The sequence below is a fragment of the Desulfovibrio legallii genome, from assembly GCF_900102485.1.
In the GTDB taxonomy this organism is placed as follows: Bacteria; Desulfobacterota; Desulfovibrionia; order Desulfovibrionales; family Desulfovibrionaceae; genus Desulfovibrio; species Desulfovibrio legallii_A.
Map to the genome: position 1 here is coordinate 215,923 of NZ_FNBX01000003.1, position 17,138 is coordinate 233,060.

A 17,138-nucleotide genomic window follows, 5' to 3' on the forward strand; every position below is an offset into this window, starting at 1 on the left:
AAGGGAAGCGGATCCCCGCCCGCCATCCGGATTGGTTGAACAAGGAATGCGGCCCCGCAACCCGCAAAAGGAACACACATGGACACACCCTTTGCCTACACCCCCAAGAGCGTCTGGGAGGGCCTCAACGCCCAGGCCCGCAAGGACATGGACGCCCTTGCCGCCCGTTATGTGGATTTTCTGACCCGCTGCAAAACGGAACGTGAAACTGTAGCCTACATCTGCGAGCGCCTGGCGGCGCAAGGCTATGCGGAAACAGGCGACAAGGTGCTGCGCCCCCTGCGCGGCAAGGCCGTATTTGCGGCGCGGCGCGGCGCTCTGCCCCTGGAGCGGGGGCTGAACCTGCTGGCCGCCCACGCGGACAGCCCGCGCCTGGATTTCAAGCAGCGCCCCCTGGTGGAGCAGGCCTGCGTGGCCCAGGCCAAAACCCACTATTACGGCGGCATCCGCAAATACCAGTGGCTGGCGCGGCCCTTGGCCCTGCACGGCGTGGTGGTGCGCGAAAACGGCGAGGCGCTGCCCGTGACCATAGGCGAAAAGCCCGGCGAGCCCGTGTTCTGCATTGCGGATCTGCTCCCCCACCTGGCCCAGAAGCAGTCGACCCAGCCCGTCAGCGAGGCCTTTGAGGGCGAAAAGCTCAACGTCATCCTGGGGCACAGCCCCAAACCTTCCGCCCAATCCGCCAAGGGAAAAGAAAAGGAAGACACCCCCAAGGAGCCCGTCAAAGCCCTGCTCCTGGAGCTGCTGCACAAGAAGTACGGCATCACGGAGGAAGATTTCGTCACCGCCGAGCTGCAGGCCGTGCCCGCCGGTCCCGCCCGCTTTGTGGGCTTTGACAAGGCCCTAGTGGGGGCCTACGGCCAGGACGACCGCATCTGCGTGTTCACAGCTCTGGAGGCCCTGCTGGAGGCCGCGCCCACGGGCCGGAGCATGGCCGTCATGTTCTGGGATAAGGAGGAAATCGGCTCAGACGGGGCCACCGGCGCGTCTTCGCGCTTCTTCCAGTACTGCGTGGAAGATCTGGCCCAGGCCTGGGGGCAGGGGCTGCCCGCCTCCCGCGTGTTTCTGGAAACCCGCGCCCTCTCGGCCGACGTGGCGGGCGCGCTGGATCCGGACTATCAGGACGTGCACGAAAAACAGAACGCCGCCCTGCTGGGCTACGGCCCCACCTTCTGCAAGTTCACGGGCTCACGCGGCAAATACGGGGCCAGCGAGGCCGATGCAGAATACTTTGCCGCCCTGCGCGGCCTGTACAACAGCAAGGGCATTCCCTGGCAGGCGGCGGAGCTGGGCAAGGTGGACCACGGCGGCGGCGGCACGGTGGCGCTGTTTTTGGCCGCCTACGGCATGCGCGTCATCGACCTGGGCCCGGCCATCCTCTCCATGCACAGCCCCTTTGAGCTGGCCAGCTGCGCGGATGTCTACGCCACTGCCCAGGCCTACCGGGCTTTTCTGGAAGCGCAGGTCTAGGGCCTTGCAACTTTGAGATGCGCTAACGGACGGCAGCGCAAGCGCAGTCCGCGCCAGTGCGGCGTAGGCGAAATTCATTTTCGCCGACCACGCCGAGTGCAGCGTTTTAACGGTAATCTGCTCCAGGGCCTGTTGGCGCTGCCTGGCTGCGGATAAAAGCTCACAGGCCTGCCCCAAAGCTCCCAACAACAAGGCCGCCCAAGGGGGCGGCCTGTTGGAAGGGAAGGCCATGAAAAAAAATTTTAGAACGTATAGCGCAGGCCCAGGCTGAATTCGTTGGCATAAGGGGCCATGCCGATGTCCTGCCCCCATTTGCTCGTCTCACTGTAGCTCAGGCCCACAAAGCGGTAAGCCAGGTCGGCGGAGAAGTTGTCGTTGAAGGCGTAAGAGCAGCCCAGCCCGGCGTTCCAGGCGAACACGGTGTGCATTTCGTTGACGCTGGCGTTGCCGCTGATGGGGGTGTCCACGCCTGCGGCAGGAAGAGAAAGATCGTTAGCTTCAATTTCATACTTTGTGCGCAGGAAGCCCAGGCCGACGCCAGCGCCGATATAGGGCGTAAAATTCGTATCGTTGTGGAAGTCCCAATAAGCGTTCAGGAACAGCGTCTGTAAGTTCCATTCGCCTTTGACGCTGGCGCTGCCGCTGCCGCCAAGCTGCTTCAAAGCGCTCCCCACCTCACCTTTGAGATCCCAGGTTGTGGTGCTGTTGGTGCGGATGGCGTATTCCACCTCCGTGCGCACAGGCACCTGGAACTGCGGGTAGAAATCAAAGCCGACAAAGATGCCGCCGCCCACGGTATTCTGGGTGTAGTTGTCGATGTCGAAAGCGTCTTCAACGCCGCCGTTTTTGGAGATGGATCCGGTGCTCTGGATGGAATCAAGGAACTTCAGCCCCGCATAAAAACCGTTGTCCGCCGCAAAAGCGGAGACGGAGAGCGCCAAAGACAGCGCCGCAGCAAGAATAACCCTTTTGAACATAGCTTCCTCCTGGTATTTTTCACAACCTTCCTTGCGGGGAGGCTAATACATGGGGGCCATGTCGGTCAACAACCGGCATGGCCTTTTGCCTTCCGCGCCGCCGACAGCCGCAGGCTATTTGATACAAAAAAATATTAAAATTCTTTTTTGTACTAATCCTGGCCACGCGCACAGCGGCAATAGCCCGGCATTATTATCTTTCTGCAAACAATATCCTGGTATTATTTTTGCTTATCTCATAGTGCAGATTGAGGCCCGCTCCGTCCACATCCCTTTTTCCCCTTACCGCCATGAGAAGTCTCGACGCCCTTGTCCGTTCTTTGCACCAGGCTGAAGACGTCCCGGAAACGGGCACGCCGGACCTACTGCTCTACACGCCCTGCCCGGTGAAGCTCGTGGTCAAGGAGCGCGTGGAAGCCCTGGCGGCCGCCGCCGCGCCGCCCCTGACCGCCCATATTCCCATGGGCTGCACCGTGGTGGACCCCTTTGACCCTTTGTATATGGAAACGGACCCGGATAAGCTCCCCGCCGTCATCGCCTCCATTGGCTTCGGCGACTTCTGGCGGCCGGAATTTGTGCGCCGGTTTGTCCACAACGGGCTTTTTGCCGCCGTCAGGCCCAGGGCCGTCAATCCCTTGTACACGGAGGCCGCCATGGCGGACCCCGCCGGGGCCTACACCATCTACGGCGTAACGCCGTATATCTTTCTGGCGGACGCCAACAAGCTCGGCGGCTTGCCCTTGCCCCGCACCTGGGGCGACCTGCTGCACCCCCGCTACAAGGGGCAGATCGTCATGTGCGGCGACGGTGACGATATGGCCGATGCGGTGCTGCTCAATATTTATAAGGAATATGGAAGGGCGGGGCTTGCGGCTCTGGCGGGCAACGTCAAAAGCCTCATGCACTCCTCGCGCATGGTCAAGGTCTGCGGCACCAGCGCGCCGGACGCGGGGGGCATCTTCATCATCCCGCTTTTCTTTGCCCGCAGCGTAAGTCTGCCGCCCGGCGTCGCGGAAATCTGGCCGGAGGACGGCGCCGCGGCCAGCCCACTCTATTTTCTGGCAAAAAAATCTGAACAAAAGCGTCTGGCCCCGCTGCTGGATTTTCTGGTCAACGGCTTCTGCGGCATTGACAGCGCGGCCTGGTTCATCCCGCTGGGCGCGGCGCGGGACGCGCGCCTGCCGCCGCGGGCCCGGCTCAAGTGGGTAGGCTGGGAATACGCCGCCGCCCACGACCTCAACGGCCTGCGCGACGAGCTGGTCCAGCGCTTCCGTCAAAGCTATGGGAGGGCCCCATGCGCCTCGTGACCGTGGCCGGGCCGCCTTCCTGCGGCAAGACTTCGCTGATGACCAAGACCTGCGCGGCCCTGCGGGAAAAAGGCCTGGAAAGCGCCGTGGTCAAATTCGACTGTCTGCAGAGCAGGGACGACGCGCTCTACGCGGCAGCAGGCATCCCCGTAAGTCTGGCTCTTTCGGGCGGGCTCTGCCCAGACCATTTTTTTGCCACTAATCTGGAGGAGGCCTTTGCCTGGGCTGCGGGCACCGGGGCGCAGTGCTGCATCATAGAAACCGCCGGCCTGTGCAACCGCTGCTCGCCCCACCTGCGCGGGGCGCTGGCCCTGTGCGTCATCGACAACCTTATGGGCATTGACGCCCCGGAAAAAATCGGCCCCATGCTCCGTCTGGCCGACGTGGTGGTGGTCACCAAGGGGGATCTGGTCTCCCAGGCCGAGCGGGAGGTCTACCGCTACCGGGTGCGACAGATGAACAAAAAGGCCATCATCCGGCATGTAAACGGCCTTACGGGCCAGGGCTCCGCGGATCTGGCCGCCATCCTGGCCGTGGCCCCGGACAGGGCAAGCGTTACAGACATGAAGCTGCGCTTTGCCATGCCCGCGGCGGTCTGCTCCTACTGCCTGAGTGAAATGCGCATCGGCGGGCGCTACCAGAAGGGCAACGTCAAAAAGGCGCAGTTCGGAGGTTCGCCCCATGCCTGAGCGCTTCCCTGCCGCCGCGGCCCTGACCGCCGACCTGCCGTCCGCGGGTTGCCCCTGCGCCCACAGGCCGACCGATAACGACGCGCCGGACCCGGAGGACGTTCCGCAATCCTTGCGGGGCCTGACCCTCACCGCCGGGCGGGACAAATCGGCCCGCCCCGAGGCGGAAGACATCCACTTCAAGCCCGGCGAAATCACCGCCCTGCTGGGGCCCACGGGGTCCGGCAAAAGCCGCTTCCTGGCTGATATCGAATCCCTGGCCGCGGCGGATACGCCCACAGGGCGCGTGCTGCTGCTCAATGGGCGCGCCCCGGACGCGGAGGCCCGCTTTGCCCTGCAGGGCCGCCTGGTGGCGCAGCTGACCCAGAATATGAATTTTGTGCTGGATATGGGGGTAACGGATTTTTTGCGCACCCACGCCCTGAGCCGCCAGGTTCCGGATCCGGATCAGGCCGCCCGGCACGTTTTTGCCGCCGCCAATGCCCTGGCCGGGGAACCCTTCGGCGAGACGACGCCGCTTACCCAGCTTTCGGGCGGGCAGTCGCGGGCCTTGATGATTGCGGATACCGCCCTGCTCAGCTGGTCGCCCGTGCTGCTCATCGATGAAATCGAAAACGCCGGGGTGGACAAGCGCAAGGCGCTGGACCTGCTGCTGACCACGGACAAAATTGTGGTCATGGCCACCCACGATCCCGTGCTGGCCCTGGCCGCGCACCGCCGTCTGGTCTTCCGCCACGGGGCCGTGGCCCAGGTGCAGCGCCGCAGCCCGGAGGAAGACGCGGTGCTTGTCCATCTGGAAGGGCTGGAAAAAACCCTGGCCGGGGTGCGGGCCGCCCTGCGGGCCGGGAAAAAAATTTCCCTCTGAGCCGCTGCCCGGCGTGCGCACGCCCCCACACAAAGCTATTCTCCTTCAAACCTCTCCCGTCGTTGCGCGCCAGGCGGCAAAGGCGGCCTGAGCGCGGGCGGCGTAGAGGGCCTTGCGGTCTTTTTTGCGGGCGCGTTCGTCCAGGGGCGGCATAAGGCCAAAATGAACATTGGAGGGCTGGAAGCGCTTGGCGGGCGTGCGCAGGTGCCCCAGCAACGCGCCCAGGGCGCTTTCCGGCGGCGGCGGCGGGGGTAGATCCCGGCCGTGGGCGCGGGCCGCCAGCAGCATGCCCAGCCAAAGGCCGCAGGCGGCGGATTCCACATAGCCTTCCACCCCGGTGATCTGCCCGGCCAGGTAGATGCCGGGCGCGGCGCGCAGCTCCAGCTCCGGGGTCAGGGCTGTGGGCGCATTGACGTAAGTATTGCGGTGCATGCTGCCGTAGCGGGCAAATTCCGCCCGTTCCAGGCCGGGCACCAGGCGGAAGACGCGGGCCTGCTCGGCCTGCACCAGTTTGGTCTGACAGCCCACCAGGTTGCAGGTTTCGGCATTGGCGTTTTCGGCCCGCAGCTGCAGCACGGCCCAGGGGCGGCGGCCCGTACGCGGATCCACAAAGCCCACGGGCTTGAGCGGCCCGAAGGTCAGGGTGCGCTCGCCGCGCTGGGCCAGAGCCTCAAGGGGCATGCAGCCCTCAAAGTGCCGTTCCGACTCAAAGGCGTGGGCCTGCATGGTGCGCGCCTCCAGAAGGGCGTTATAAAAGGCCGTGTATTCCTCGCGGGTCATGGGGCAGTTGAGGTAGTCCCCTTCGCCGGGGGCGTCCCCCTGCTCCTGGCCGTAGCGCGAAGCGCGGAAGACCACGCTCATGTCCAGGGAGTGGGTCCAGACAATGGGCGCAATGGCGTCGTAAAAGTAGCAGTGCTCCACGCCTACGGCCGCGGCCAGGGAAGCGGAAAGCTCTTCCGAGGCCAGAGGCCCCGCGGCAATGGCCACGGCCCCATCCGCCGTGCGGAAGGGGGTCAGCACGGGATCGTCCAGACCGCGCACGCAGTGTTCCACCCGCCGGATGTGCGGCTGGGCCGCCACCATGGCGGTGAGCGCGGCGGCGAAGGCTTCGCGGTCCACGGCCAGGGCCTTGCCGGCAGGCACGCGGCAGGCGTCTGCGGCGGCCATGAAACGGCTGCCCAGGGCGCGCAGCTCGGCCTTGAGCAGGCCCACGCCGGAGCCTGTTTCGTCCGACCGCAGCGAATTGGAGCAGACCAGCTCAGCCAGATGATCGCTGACGTGGGCTGGGGAGCGCCGCCCCGGCTTCTGTTCAAAAAGGGTGACCTCAAGACCGGCCTGGGCCAGACGCAGGGCGCATTCGCACCCGGCAAGCCCGCCCCCCACCACGGCTACGGATTGCAAAGGCATAGAAACTCCAGCCGATTCACTGTAAAAATCAGGTTAGGATAAGGAGAAAAGGCGGACGCCACGGGCCGGGGCGGGAACGCGGCCTGACCGCAAACCGAAGCCCTTGGCCGCAGGCGCAAAAAACGGCGCGCCGGGCAGCCCCGGAACCGCCGTTTCTTTACATGCGCAAGCGCGGCGCGCTGGGCGCGACCGCCCCGCCGCAAAGGCGCAGGCGCAATGCGGCTGCGCGCTGAAGCGCCCGTCCTGCATTGCCGTTGAGAAGGTGTGTTCTCAATGGCGGTCTGTATTAGCTGATCCAGCCGCTCAGGGCGTCCACGATCTTGCGGGCCTGTTCCGCACTGGAAATGGTGAATTTGGACTGCTGCCGGTATTCGCCGCCGGATTTTTTGTAGCGTCGGATAACAAACATATCCGGCCCATAGGCGTTTTTCTCCGGCTGCCAGACCTGGTAACGGAAGAGGATGGTGGTCCACAGCCCTTTGCTCAGCACCACTTTGTCCAGTTCGTTGACGATGGTCTGCCCGTTTTCTTCAAACTGCACCGTAAGGTCGTCGATACTCTCGTTCAAAATTCCCTCTCTTGCATCCGCCGGGCTGCACTGCCTTGTCTTCAGGGCCCGGCCGCAGTCAGGCATGGCCGCGGCCGCGCCCCAGCCCACGGCCGCGCTTCGCCGTCTTTGCGGTTCAGCCTGCGTAGTTGGCCAGCAGGCCCTTGATGTTTTCCGGCAATTGGGGCGTGGAGATTTCCATCTCAGCCGGGCCAGGGCCGTAATTGTTGCCCAGGATCTGGCCTGAGGCCGTCATGGCCATGAGATTTTCGGCCAGGGTCAGCTCTCTGCCAGTGGCCATTTTGGTGCCCAAAATGCGCAGTACGGTTTCGCTGCTTTTTACGGGGCTCACGACATTATATTCCATAGCGCGCCTCCCTGTCTGCCGTAAATTAGCCTGTTCGCGCGCATCGCGCAAGGGCGGACAAGGCTCAGCGCGCCGGCCGCCGCGCCTCGAAAAAAGCGTGCAGCAAAGCGGCGCAGGCCTGACCGCGCACGCCGCCCATATGCCAGAGCCGGTGGTTGGCATCGGGCGCGTCCAGGAGCTCGGCACGGGAAATGACGGCCCCGGCGCGCGGATCCGCCGCGCCGTAAACCACCCCGGCCAGCCGGGCGTGCACGCAGGCCGCCGCGCACATGGCGCAAGGCTCCAGGGTGACCGCCAGCACGCAGCCGGTCAGGCGGTAATTGCCCAGGGCCGCGCCCGCCCGCCGCAGGGCCAGCACCTCCGCATGGGCGGTAGGGTCGTGCCCCCGCAGCACAGCGTTGCCCGCGCGAGCCAGCAGGCGGCCGTCCGCCCCGGCCAGCGCCGCGCCCACGGGCACCTCGCCCGTGGCCGCCGCCCGGCGGGCCTCCTCCAGGGCCACATCCATAAGCCCTTCCCAGGTCCAGCCCGGCGGCGGCGGCGTGCGCGGCCCGGCCGGGGCAAAGGCCCGCGCCCCTAAAGGATCACGATCTTGCACAGGTGGCTGGCCACTTCTTCCGGCGTGTCGCAGACGGTGATGAGCTTATCGATCTCCGCTTCCTTGATGAAGCCCCGTCCGGCCATGCTCTTGCGCAGCCATTCCAGCAGGCCGCTCCAGAAGCTGGAATCGTAAAGCACAATGGGGAAGGGGCGGGTACGGCCCGTCTGCGCCAGCACAAAGGCTTCGGAAAGCTCGTCGATGGTGCCCATGCCGCCGGGCATGACCACATAGGCCATGGCGTATTTGACGAACATGAACTTGCGGATAAAAAAGTAGCGGAAGTTGCAGCGCGTTTTTACATATTTGTTGCAGCCCTGCTCGTGGGGCAGCTGGATGTGCAGGCCCACGGATTCGCCCCCGGCGTCAAAGGCCCCTTTGTTGGCCGCCTCCATAATGCCGGGACCGCCGCCGGAAATGATGCCGAAGCCGGCCTCCACCAGCAGGCGGGAAATTTTTTCGGCGTCCTGATATTCCTGCATGTCCGGCGTGCAGCGGGCCGAGCCGAAGAGGGAAATGCAGTTGACCTTCAGGGCGTTGAGCACGTCCAGGGCTTCCACCATCTCGGCCATGATGCGGAAAGTGCGCCAGGATTCGGTGGTGACGGAGGCGAGATCGTCCACAATGTTCTGTTGCAGTTCGGGCATGGCGGATCCTTCTTAAATATTGCCTTTAAAAAAGACATCCCAAAGGGATGTAAGACGCTCGCTCCGGCGCTGCCCCGCACGGCCAGGCTGCGCGGGCGTCTTGCCTGCGCAGCCGCCAAAGCGTTTCGCCGCAGGAAACGCGCTTGCGCGCGGGCGGCCCTGGGCCGCCTCCTGCAGACAAGGGCGCAGTATAAAGGGAGCCCTCGCCAAAGGCAACGGGGGCTTGCTTGACGCTGCGCGCCCCTTGCGGCTATGGAAAAGCGTTCTCCCAAGGCCCGCTCCCGGGTGGGGAGGACGGCCCATTCCGGGCCGACAACTCGCGGAGGCCAGCTAATGAAGGTCCAATTTCTGGGCGCGGCGCAGACCGTGACCGGCTCCTGCTACATGATTGAAGCCAACGGCAAGCGCTTTTGCGTGGATTGCGGCATGCACCAGGGCAACAAGGCCATTGAGGCCCGCAACCGGGATACTGCGCCCTACCGGCCCAAAGACATTGATTTCATCCTCGTCACCCACGCCCACATCGACCACTCCGGCCTGCTGCCCAGAATGGTGCGCGAGGGCTACGCCAAGCCCATCTACTGCACCAAGGCCACGGGCGAACTGCTGGAGCTTATGCTGGAAGACAGCGCCCATATTCAGGAAATGGAAGCCCAAAGCGAGGCCAGAAAATACCTGCGGCGCGGCCTCAGCAACCCGCCAGCCGCCCTCTACGCCACCGAAGACGCGCAAAAAACCGCCCGTTTTTTTCATACTGTAGATTACCACAAGACCTTTGAACCCGCCCCAGGCATCCGCGTCACCTACTACGACGCCGGCCACATCCTGGGTTCGGGCAGCCTGCGCCTGGAGGCCGACGAAAACGGCCGCACCACCAGCATGATCTTTTCCGGCGACATAGGCCGCCCCCAGTCCCTCATCGTGCGCAGCCCGGAGGAACCCCCGCAGGCGGACTACGTCTTCATGGAATCCACCTACGGCGACCGCGACCACAAGGACGAATCCCTGAGCGACGCCGAACTCGCCGAAGCCATCGCCTACAGTTACGGCAAGGGCGAAAAGGTCATCATCCCCGCCTTTGCGGTGGAGCGCACCCAGGAGGTGCTCTACTGCCTGCATGTGCTCAACAAGCAGGGCAAGCTGCCCGCGGATATGCCCGTCTTTGTGGACAGCCCCCTGGCCATCCGCGCCACAGAGGTTTTCGAGCGCCACCGCAAGCTCTTTGACGACGACGCCCAGAAAATGCTCAGCAACGGCGACAACCCCTTTGCCCTGCCCAACCTGCACTACACCCTTTCCGCCGCCGAGTCGCAGGCCATCAACGTCTACAAGGGCCCGGCCATCGTCATTTCGGCCAGCGGCATGTGCAACGCGGGCCGCGTGCGCCACCACCTGCGCCACAACATCTGGCGGCCCGGAGCCAGCATCGTCTTTGTGGGCTACCAGGCCGCGGGCACGCCCGGCCGTCAGATTGTGGAAAAAGCAAAAAAAATAACCCTGTTCGGCGAAGATGTGGAGGTGGCCGCGCGCATCTTCACCATCAACGGCTTTTCCGCCCACGCGGGGCAAAGTCAGCTTCTGGACTGGATCGCCCCGCTGCTGGCGGGCCGCTGCGCCAAGGTAGTGCTGACCCACGGCGAAACCAGGGCTCAGAACACGCTGGCCGGGCTTATGGAGCAAAAATTCGGCGTCCGTCCTATCATCGCCGCCTACCTGGAGGAAATGGTCCTGGAAGGCTGCGAGGTGGCCGCCACAGTGCGCCACGAAACCCTTGCCCACCCCCGGGTGGACTGGGCCTTCCTTACCACCGAGGTGGAACGCAAGTGGGGCCTGTTCAAAGGACGGCTGGAAGACGTGGAGCGCCGCCCCTGGGTGGAGCAGACAGACCTCCAGGACGCTGTGGAAAAGCTGGATTACGCCCTTACTCGCCTGCTCTCGCGGATGTAAGCCGTCATGCGCGTCATTGCCGGTCGACTGGGCGGGCGTCTGCTCAAAACCGTGGAGGGCGAAGGCTACCGCCCGGCCATGGGCAGAACCCGCGAGGCCCTTTTTTCCATGCTTGCGGCGCGGGGCCTTGATTGGCCAACGGCGCGGGTGCTGGATCTCTTTGCCGGCAGCGGCAGTCTGGCTTTTGAGGCCGTAAGCCGCGGCGCGCCCCACGCCCTGCTGGTGGAAAGCGCCCCCCAGGCCGTGCGCTGCCTTACGGCCAACACAACGGCCCTGGGCCTGGAGGGGGTGGTCCGCCTGCTGGCAGAGGACGTGCTGCGCGTGCTCAAGCGCCCGCCGGACGCCCCCTATCATCTGGTTTTTATGGACCCCCCCTACCGCAAACGCCTGGCGGATCCGGCCTTGCGCCTGCTCACCCAGCGCGGCTGGCTTGCGCCGGGAGCCTTTGTAACCGCCGAGGTGGAAAAAGAGGCCAGGCTTTCCCCGCCGCTGGAGCTCCGCCTTGAGGTGGACCGGCTGCTGGGCCAAACCCGCATCCTCATCTGGACCATGCCATGAAAACAGCCTTGTATCCCGGTACGTTCGACCCTCTGACCAACGGGCATCTGAGCCTTATCCGTCGGGGCTGCGAAGTGTTTGATCAGATTATTGTAGCCGTAGCCGACAATACGCCCAAAAAGCCTCTGTTCAGTCACGAAGAACGGGTGGCCATGGCCCGCGAAGCCCTCCTGGACGTGCCCAACGTAACGGTGGAGCCGTTCTCCGGCCTGACGGTGGAATACGCCGCCCAACGCGGGGCCTGCGCCCTGCTGCGCGGGTTGCGCGCCGTTTCTGACTTTGAATACGAGTTCCAGCTGGCGCTTATGAACCGCCGCCTGCAGCGCCACATTCAGACCATCTTCCTCATGACCGACTACCAGTGGCTGTTCATCAGCTCCACCATTGTCAAGGCGGCCGCCAGCCACGGCGCGGACATCAAGGGGCTGGTGCCGGAAAACGTCCGCCTGGCCCTCATGGAAAAATACCGCAAGGGCGAAGTGCGCCAGGGCACGCCCTGCCTGGCCCCGCCCCACGGCGGCTTCCGCGTGCTCTGATGCCCCCCGGCGCTCCTGATTCCGCCCCCCTGCCGGTCATCTGCCTGGCCGGGCCTACGGGTTCGGGCAAAACCGCCGCGGCCCTGGCCCTGGCTGCGGCCCTTGACGGCGAGGTGATCAACGCCGACTCGCGTCAGGTCTATGCCGATTTCCCCTGCATCACGGCCCAGCCCACAGCTACGGAACAGGCCCAGTGCCCCCACTATCTTTACGGTTTTCTGCCCACGACGCAAAAAATCAGCGCCGGGCGCTGGGCCGCGGCCGCTTCCCGCACGGTGGCCCAAATCCTGGCCCGCGGACGCGCCCCGCTGCTGGTGGGCGGCACAGGGCTTTACTTTCAGGCCCTGCTGCGCGGCATGGCCCGCATCCCGCAGGTGGACCCAGCCCTCACGGCTGGCCTGGAAGCCCGCCTGGCGGAGGAAGGCGCGCCGGCCCTGCACGCGGCCCTGGCAAAGCTGGACCCGGCCTACGCCGCCCGCATCCACCCCAATGACCGTCAACGCATTGTGCGCGCGCTGGAAGTGTGCCAGGCCACGGGCCGCCCCTTCAGCTGGTGGCACGCCCACGCCATGGAGGCCCCCCTCTGCGCGGGGCCCTTGCTTGTGCTGGACGCCCCCCTGGACTGGCTGGAACCGCGCCTGGCCCGACGGCTGGACGCCATGCTGGCGGCGGGCGCGCTGGATGAGGCCCGCGCCGCCCTGGCGCGTTGCGCCGATCCCCAGGCCCCCGGCTGGACGGGCATCGGCTGCGCCGAGGCTCTGGCCCACCTGCAAGGAAGGCTGACCCTGGCCCAGTGCCGGGAACGCTGGCTGCACAACACGCGGGCCTACGCCAAACGCCAGCGCACCTGGTTCCGCGCCCGCGCCGAGGCTGTGCCCCTGCCGCCGGACGACGTCGGGGCTGTGGTCGCCGCGGCAAGGCGCTGTTGGGAAAAATCACACAATTGCACCCGCCCTTGAAATCTGCTCGCTTGCGGCGCAGGGCCGCGCAACGCCCGGCACTTTTCCCCCGCACTGCCCGCGAAAACGCGCGGTGGTGGCCATTTTAGGAAAATTTTCCCAATCTCTTTGTTTTCTCAAGCATAAGAAACCGTTCCAACCAGCCGAACGCCTTGACGGATTCCAGGCTGTGGAGTACCGTTCGGATATCTGCGTGTCGCCCCCGCAGGGATCGACGGGGCCGGAGGAAGCCCGCTGCGCCATGCGCACGGGCCTTGGGGAAATGTCTGAATGCAAAAGGACAAGCACATGAGGAACGGCACAACACTGCTACTGCTGGCGGCCATGGCCCTGGCGGGCGCGGCGTGTCTGTCGGCTACGGGGGCTGGTTCGGCTTTGGCCGCGTCCCTGGAGCCCACCGACAGCGGCGCGCCTTCGGCCAAAGTCATGTTCCCGGTCAGCGAGAAGCCCAATCCCAAGGGCTCGGCCATGAAGCCCGTGGTCTTCAATCACCTTATCCATGAGAAAAAGATTGAAAACTGCGAAACCTGCCACCACACGGGCGACCCTGTCGCCTGTACCACCTGCCATACGGTGGAAGGCAAGGCCGAAGGCAATTTCATCACGCTTGACCGCGCCATGCACGCCACCAATATTGCCAAGCGCGCCAAGGGCAATACGCCCGTCAGCTGCGTGAGCTGCCACGAGCAGCAGACCAAGGAACGGCGCGAGTGCGCGGGCTGCCACAAAATCGTGACCCCCACCCGTAGTCAGGCCTGGTGCGCCACCTGCCACAACGTGACGCCTTCCATGACGCCCGCGGACCTGCAGCAGGGCATTGCCGACAAGCTGCCGCCCGAACGCAACGAGGAACTGGCCGCGGAGACTGTGCTCTCCCACAAGCCCGCCAAGCTCCTTGCCCCCACGGAAGCTCCCTATAAGGTGCGCATCGACGCCATCGCCGAGACCTACGAACCCGCCGTGTTCTCCCACCGTCGCCACCTGACTTCGCTGATGGAGCGCATCAAGGACGACAAGCTGGCCCAGGCCTTCCACAACCAGCCGGAGACTCTCTGCTCCACCTGCCACCACAGAAGCCCGCTTTCGGCCACGCCGCCCAAGTGCGCCAGCTGCCACGCCAAGGATATCGACAAGGCCCACCCGCAGCGTCCCAACCTCAAGGCCGCCTACCACCTCCAGTGCATGGGCTGCCACCAGGGCATGAACGTGGGACGCCCGAGAAACACCGACTGCACCACCTGCCATAAGGCGCGCCCGTAGCGCGCCCCAGAGCATGGAGAATCGCATATGAATCGCAGAAAATTCCTGACTTTTATGGGAAGCGCGGGTGTGGTCTCGGCCCTGAGCACGGCCAAGGTGGCCGAGGCCGGGGTGCACACCTTCCCCTACTATGCGGACAGCTACGGCGTGCTGCACGATACCACGCGCTGCATCGGCTGCCGCCGCTGTGAAGAGGCCTGCAACAAAGTCAACCACCTGCCCAAGCCCAAAACGCCCTTCACCGACGTTTCCGTCACCGCCAAACGCCGCCGCACCTCCGCCTATGAGTGGACGGTGGTGAACAAGTACGAAGTCAACGGCAAGCCCGTGTTCCGCAAGCTGCAGTGCTTCCACTGCAACGATCCGGCCTGCGCCTCGGCCTGTTTCGCCAAATGCTTCACCAAGCAGCCCGACGGCAGCGTGGCCTACAACGGCAGCCAGTGCGTGGGTTGCCGCTACTGCATGGTCGCCTGTCCCTTCTATGTGCCGGGCTTCCAGTACGACGAGGCCTTCGACCCCCTGGTGCAGAAGTGCACCTTCTGCGAGCCGCGCCTCAAGGAAGGCAAGCTGCCCGGCTGCGTGGAGGCCTGCCCCATGGACGCCCTGACCTTCGGCCGCCGCAGCGACCTGCTTAAGGTGGCCCGCGCGCGCATTGCCGAAAACCCAGGGCGCTACACCAACTACATCTACGGCGAAGCGGACGCCGGCGGCACCGCCTGGATGGTGCTGGCCCCGGCCACGCCCAAGGCCGTTCCGGCCGCCGCCACGGAAGCCCCAGCCAAGGACGCGCACGCTCCGGACACCTGGAAGCAGCTTGGGCTGGACACCCACCTGGGCACCCAGCCCATGGGCGAACTGACCTACGGCGCGCTGGGCACGGTGCCCATGATCGTGGCCTTCTGGCCCGTGCTCTTCGGCGGGGCCTACGCCATCACCAAGCGCCGCGAGTCCATCTATAAGGCGGAGCAGGAAAAGCACGCCAAGGAGGCCAGGGAAGACGTGGCCGCCGCTGTGGACGCCGCCGTGCGCAAGATTGAGGAAACCCAGGGACCGGGCGCCGCCGATACGGCCCGCCGCGCCATGACCGAGGCCCTTAAGGCCAGAGAAGCGGACGGCAGCCGGGAACACGGGGAGGATAAATAAATGGCTGAGCACAGCATCGTTATTCCCACCAGGGACAAGCTGTTCAATTTGGGCGAGTTTTTCCGCCCCACGCCCGGCAACATCATCACCGCCATTATTCTGGCTGTGGGGCTGACCATCACCATTATCCGCTTCACCATGGGCATCGGCTCGGTCACCAACCTGAGCGACAACCAGCCCTGGGGCATGTGGATCGGCTTTGACCTGCTCTGCGGCGTGTGCCTGGCCGCGGGCGGCTACTTCACCACGGTGGCCTGCTACATCATGGGCGTCAACTACCACTCGGCCATCCGGCCGGCCGTGACCACGGCCTTCCTGGGCTACGCCTTTGTGGTGGTGGCGCTTCTGTATGACCTGGGCCATCCGCTGCGGCTGCCCTTCATGTTCTTCTTCCCCGGCACCACCTCCGTGCTGTTTGAAGTGGGCCTCTGCGTGGCCACCTACCTTACGGTGCTCTTTGTGGAGTTTTCCGTGGCGCCCATGGAATGGCTGGCCTCCCGCTTCCCCTGGCTTGTCAAATGGCGCAAGGTCGTCATCAAGTTCACCATCCCGCTGACCATCTTCGGCGTGACCCTCTCCACCCTGCACCAGTCTTCGCTGGGTTCGCTCTACCTCATCGCGCCCGGCAAGCTGCATCCTCTGTGGTACTCGCCCTTCATGCCCATGTTCTTCTTTGTAAGCTCCATGGCCGCCGGCGCGTCCATGGTCATCTTTGAAGGCATGTTTGCCCACAAGGGCGTGCACCAATACATGGACAAAACCCATCTGCGCGAAGCGGACCAGGTGGTCTTCAGCTTTGCGCGGGCCGCGTCGTTCATCCTCTTCTCCTACTTCATGCTCAAGCTCATTGACATGCTGGTGCAGGCCAACATCCCCTACCTCTTTTCGGGTTACGGGGCATGGTGGCTGGTGGAGATGCTCGGCTTTGTGCTGCTGCCCGCCCTCACCTACGCCAAAGGCGCGCGGGAACGCCGCCTGGGCCTCTGCCGCTTTGCCGCGGCCAACACGGTCATCGGCATTGTGCTCAACCGCTTCAACGTAAGCATGATCGCCTTCAACTATGCCCTGCCTTCGTCGGAGCGCTATTTCCCCAGCATCTGGGAAATCTGCATCTCCATGTTCGTGGTGACCATGATCGTGACGGTGTACCGCTTCATCGTCTACCATATGCCCGTGCTCTACGAACACCCCGACTTCAGGGATGCCCACTAGAGCGCAAGAGGAGATTGCCATGGAATTCCATACTTTTCATCAATACTTTCTCTACACCAAGAGCTGGGCTTATGTGATGATGTTCATCGTGCTGCCGCTCTATGTGTGGTACTGGAACTTCATCCTCTTCCCAAGCAAGAAGGGCAAGAAGCAGGACTGATCTGTTGCTGATCCGTCAGCAAGGGGGGCGCAAGCCCCCCTTTTTTTGTGGCCGCCGCACCTTGCCGTCGGGCCGGGGAATGCGTATCCTGAAAGGAATCCGCTTTGAGGAGGTCTGAAGACCGTCATGTGTCTCGCCATACCCGCCAGAATTGAGGAACTGCAGGAAAACGGCATGGCCCGCGTGCGCGTGGGCGAAAGCCAGACCTTCCTGACCGCCTCCGTCATGCTCCTGCCGGAGCCGCCCGCCATCGGCGACTACGTCATTGTCCACGCGGGCTTTGCCCTGCATACCCTGACCCCTCAGGAGGCTGAGGAAAGCCTCTCCGCCCTGCGGGAACTGGCCCAGGCCATGGAGGGGACGCCCGCTCCGTTCTGACGCGCAACGCGCGCATACGCGCCGAACAGGTCTGCCCTTCCCTGGCCTCACGCATCTGCCCCCGGAAGCGCACGGCCGCCCCACACTGCCCCGGATACGCCCCATCCCCCGCAT

General features: G+C 64.5%; 20 protein-coding genes. 14 read left to right on the plus strand and 6 right to left on the minus strand.

Annotated elements, in window-relative coordinates; translation table 11 throughout:
- The first annotated feature begins 78 nt into the window (after positions 1-78).
- Positions 79-1,470, plus strand: coding sequence for an aminopeptidase (locus tag BLS55_RS03255; protein WP_092152923.1), 1,392 nt, complete (start codon positions 79-81; stop codon positions 1,468-1,470).
- Between the two features lie 242 nt (positions 1,471-1,712).
- On the opposite strand, the gene BLS55_RS03260 is transcribed toward BLS55_RS03255, so the two are convergent.
- Positions 1,713-2,447 carry an outer membrane protein gene (locus tag BLS55_RS03260; RefSeq protein ID WP_092152924.1) on the minus strand — a complete coding sequence of 245 codons (735 nt, stop codon included), beginning with the start codon at positions 2,445-2,447 and terminating at the stop codon, positions 1,713-1,715.
- Between the two features lie 49 nt (positions 2,448-2,496).
- On the opposite strand from BLS55_RS03260, the gene BLS55_RS11810 reads away from it, so the two are divergent.
- From BLS55_RS11810 to BLS55_RS03275, 4 genes are read left to right on the plus strand one after another with little or no spacing between them, the layout of a single operon-like run.
- Positions 2,497-2,781, plus strand: a complete 285-nt coding sequence (locus BLS55_RS11810) for a hypothetical protein (RefSeq protein ID WP_143339504.1) — start codon at positions 2,497-2,499, stop codon at positions 2,779-2,781.
- The gene (locus BLS55_RS03265; RefSeq protein WP_092152925.1) at positions 2,738-3,754 is read left to right on the plus strand and encodes an ABC transporter substrate-binding protein; all 1,017 of its coding nucleotides are present in this window, start codon (positions 2,738-2,740) and stop codon (positions 3,752-3,754) included. Before BLS55_RS11810 ends, BLS55_RS03265 begins: the two co-directional genes overlap by 44 nt.
- Positions 3,742-4,443 (plus strand): GTP-binding protein, encoded by a 702-nt coding sequence (locus BLS55_RS03270; protein WP_092152926.1) that lies wholly within the window; start codon positions 3,742-3,744, stop codon positions 4,441-4,443. The genes BLS55_RS03265 and BLS55_RS03270 overlap by 13 nt, the downstream gene beginning before the upstream one ends.
- On the plus strand, positions 4,436-5,308 hold the full coding sequence (locus tag BLS55_RS03275) for an ATP-binding cassette domain-containing protein (RefSeq protein WP_092152927.1): 873 nt from the start codon (positions 4,436-4,438) through the stop codon (positions 5,306-5,308). The genes BLS55_RS03270 and BLS55_RS03275 overlap by 8 nt, the downstream gene beginning before the upstream one ends.
- A gap of 45 nt (positions 5,309-5,353) precedes the next feature.
- Here the strand turns inward: BLS55_RS03275 and trmFO are convergent, their stop codons facing one another.
- The 5 genes from trmFO to BLS55_RS03300 form a co-directional block, all read right to left on the minus strand.
- On the minus strand, positions 5,354-6,715 hold the full coding sequence (trmFO, locus tag BLS55_RS03280) for a methylenetetrahydrofolate--tRNA-(uracil(54)-C(5))-methyltransferase (FADH(2)-oxidizing) TrmFO (RefSeq protein WP_092152928.1): 1,362 nt from the start codon (positions 6,713-6,715) through the stop codon (positions 5,354-5,356).
- A 286-nt stretch (positions 6,716-7,001) separates the two neighbouring features.
- Positions 7,002-7,283: a hypothetical protein gene (locus BLS55_RS03285; RefSeq protein WP_092152929.1), complete on the minus strand. Its 282-nt coding sequence runs from the start codon at positions 7,281-7,283 to the stop codon at positions 7,002-7,004.
- 115 nt (positions 7,284-7,398) lie between these two features.
- On the minus strand, positions 7,399-7,629 hold the full coding sequence (locus tag BLS55_RS03290) for a hypothetical protein (RefSeq protein WP_092152930.1): 231 nt from the start codon (positions 7,627-7,629) through the stop codon (positions 7,399-7,401).
- A 64-nt stretch (positions 7,630-7,693) separates the two neighbouring features.
- The gene (locus BLS55_RS03295) at positions 7,694-8,134 is read right to left on the minus strand and encodes a nucleoside deaminase (protein WP_092152931.1); all 441 of its coding nucleotides are present in this window, start codon (positions 8,132-8,134) and stop codon (positions 7,694-7,696) included.
- A 68-nt stretch (positions 8,135-8,202) separates the two neighbouring features.
- On the minus strand, positions 8,203-8,871 hold the full coding sequence (locus BLS55_RS03300; RefSeq protein WP_092152932.1) for an LOG family protein: 669 nt from the start codon (positions 8,869-8,871) through the stop codon (positions 8,203-8,205).
- A 333-nt stretch (positions 8,872-9,204) separates the two neighbouring features.
- Between BLS55_RS03300 and BLS55_RS03305 the strand changes: the two genes are divergently transcribed.
- From BLS55_RS03305 to BLS55_RS03340, 9 genes are all read left to right on the plus strand, one after another.
- On the plus strand, positions 9,205-10,818 hold the full coding sequence (locus tag BLS55_RS03305) for an MBL fold metallo-hydrolase RNA specificity domain-containing protein (RefSeq protein WP_092152933.1): 1,614 nt from the start codon (positions 9,205-9,207) through the stop codon (positions 10,816-10,818).
- Positions 10,819-10,824: 6 nt separating this feature from the next.
- Complete coding sequence (gene rsmD, locus BLS55_RS03310) at positions 10,825-11,376, plus strand: 16S rRNA (guanine(966)-N(2))-methyltransferase RsmD (RefSeq protein ID WP_092152934.1); 552 nt, start codon at positions 10,825-10,827, stop codon at positions 11,374-11,376.
- Entirely contained in the window at positions 11,373-11,912 is a 540-nt protein-coding gene (gene coaD / locus BLS55_RS03315; protein ID WP_092152935.1) for a pantetheine-phosphate adenylyltransferase, read from the plus strand. The genes rsmD and coaD overlap by 4 nt, the downstream gene beginning before the upstream one ends.
- A complete protein-coding gene (gene miaA, locus BLS55_RS03320) occupies positions 11,912-12,871 on the plus strand; it encodes a tRNA (adenosine(37)-N6)-dimethylallyltransferase MiaA (RefSeq protein ID WP_092152936.1) in 960 nt (319 codons plus the stop codon). Before coaD ends, miaA begins: the two co-directional genes overlap by 1 nt.
- A gap of 288 nt (positions 12,872-13,159) precedes the next feature.
- Positions 13,160-14,131, plus strand: coding sequence for a nine-heme cytochrome c (locus BLS55_RS03325; RefSeq protein ID WP_092152937.1), 972 nt, complete (start codon positions 13,160-13,162; stop codon positions 14,129-14,131).
- A 27-nt stretch (positions 14,132-14,158) separates the two neighbouring features.
- Positions 14,159-15,274 (plus strand): 4Fe-4S dicluster domain-containing protein, encoded by a 1,116-nt coding sequence (locus BLS55_RS03330; RefSeq protein ID WP_092152938.1) that lies wholly within the window; start codon positions 14,159-14,161, stop codon positions 15,272-15,274.
- Positions 15,275-16,486, plus strand: a complete 1,212-nt coding sequence (hmcC, locus tag BLS55_RS03335; RefSeq protein WP_092152939.1) for a sulfate respiration complex protein HmcC — start codon at positions 15,275-15,277, stop codon at positions 16,484-16,486.
- A gap of 19 nt (positions 16,487-16,505) precedes the next feature.
- On the plus strand, positions 16,506-16,646 hold the full coding sequence (locus BLS55_RS12065; RefSeq protein ID WP_180365384.1) for a hypothetical protein: 141 nt from the start codon (positions 16,506-16,508) through the stop codon (positions 16,644-16,646).
- 126 nt (positions 16,647-16,772) lie between these two features.
- Complete coding sequence (locus tag BLS55_RS03340) at positions 16,773-17,024, plus strand: HypC/HybG/HupF family hydrogenase formation chaperone (RefSeq protein WP_092152940.1); 252 nt, start codon at positions 16,773-16,775, stop codon at positions 17,022-17,024.
- Positions 17,025-17,138: the final 114 nt, after the last annotated feature.

Excerpts from the sequence above, each read along its gene's own strand:
- BLS55_RS03255 (WP_092152923.1), top strand. The coding sequence starts at position 79 with ATGGACACACCCTTTGCCTACACCCCCAAGAGCGTCTGGGAGGGCCTC.
- BLS55_RS03260 (WP_092152924.1), bottom strand. The coding sequence starts at position 2,447 with ATGTTCAAAAGGGTTATTCTTGCTGCGGCGCTGTCTTTGGCGCTCTCC.
- BLS55_RS11810 (WP_143339504.1), top strand. The coding sequence starts at position 2,497 with ATGGGGGCCATGTCGGTCAACAACCGGCATGGCCTTTTGCCTTCCGCG.
- BLS55_RS03265 (WP_092152925.1), top strand. The coding sequence starts at position 2,738 with ATGAGAAGTCTCGACGCCCTTGTCCGTTCTTTGCACCAGGCTGAAGAC.
- BLS55_RS03270 (WP_092152926.1), top strand. The coding sequence starts at position 3,742 with ATGCGCCTCGTGACCGTGGCCGGGCCGCCTTCCTGCGGCAAGACTTCG.
- BLS55_RS03275 (WP_092152927.1), top strand. The coding sequence starts at position 4,436 with ATGCCTGAGCGCTTCCCTGCCGCCGCGGCCCTGACCGCCGACCTGCCG.
- trmFO (WP_092152928.1), bottom strand. The coding sequence starts at position 6,715 with ATGCCTTTGCAATCCGTAGCCGTGGTGGGGGGCGGGCTTGCCGGGTGC.
- BLS55_RS03290 (WP_092152930.1), bottom strand. The coding sequence starts at position 7,629 with ATGGAATATAATGTCGTGAGCCCCGTAAAAAGCAGCGAAACCGTACTG.
- BLS55_RS03295 (WP_092152931.1), bottom strand. The coding sequence starts at position 8,134 with ATGGATGTGGCCCTGGAGGAGGCCCGCCGGGCGGCGGCCACGGGCGAG.
- BLS55_RS03300 (WP_092152932.1), bottom strand. The coding sequence starts at position 8,871 with ATGCCCGAACTGCAACAGAACATTGTGGACGATCTCGCCTCCGTCACC.
- BLS55_RS03305 (WP_092152933.1), top strand. The coding sequence starts at position 9,205 with ATGAAGGTCCAATTTCTGGGCGCGGCGCAGACCGTGACCGGCTCCTGC.
- rsmD (WP_092152934.1), top strand. The coding sequence starts at position 10,825 with ATGCGCGTCATTGCCGGTCGACTGGGCGGGCGTCTGCTCAAAACCGTG.
- coaD (WP_092152935.1), top strand. The coding sequence starts at position 11,373 with ATGAAAACAGCCTTGTATCCCGGTACGTTCGACCCTCTGACCAACGGG.
- miaA (WP_092152936.1), top strand. The coding sequence starts at position 11,912 with ATGCCCCCCGGCGCTCCTGATTCCGCCCCCCTGCCGGTCATCTGCCTG.
- BLS55_RS03325 (WP_092152937.1), top strand. The coding sequence starts at position 13,160 with ATGAGGAACGGCACAACACTGCTACTGCTGGCGGCCATGGCCCTGGCG.
- BLS55_RS03330 (WP_092152938.1), top strand. The coding sequence starts at position 14,159 with ATGAATCGCAGAAAATTCCTGACTTTTATGGGAAGCGCGGGTGTGGTC.
- hmcC (WP_092152939.1), top strand. The coding sequence starts at position 15,275 with ATGGCTGAGCACAGCATCGTTATTCCCACCAGGGACAAGCTGTTCAAT.
- BLS55_RS12065 (WP_180365384.1), top strand. The coding sequence starts at position 16,506 with ATGGAATTCCATACTTTTCATCAATACTTTCTCTACACCAAGAGCTGG.
- BLS55_RS03340 (WP_092152940.1), top strand. The coding sequence starts at position 16,773 with ATGTGTCTCGCCATACCCGCCAGAATTGAGGAACTGCAGGAAAACGGC.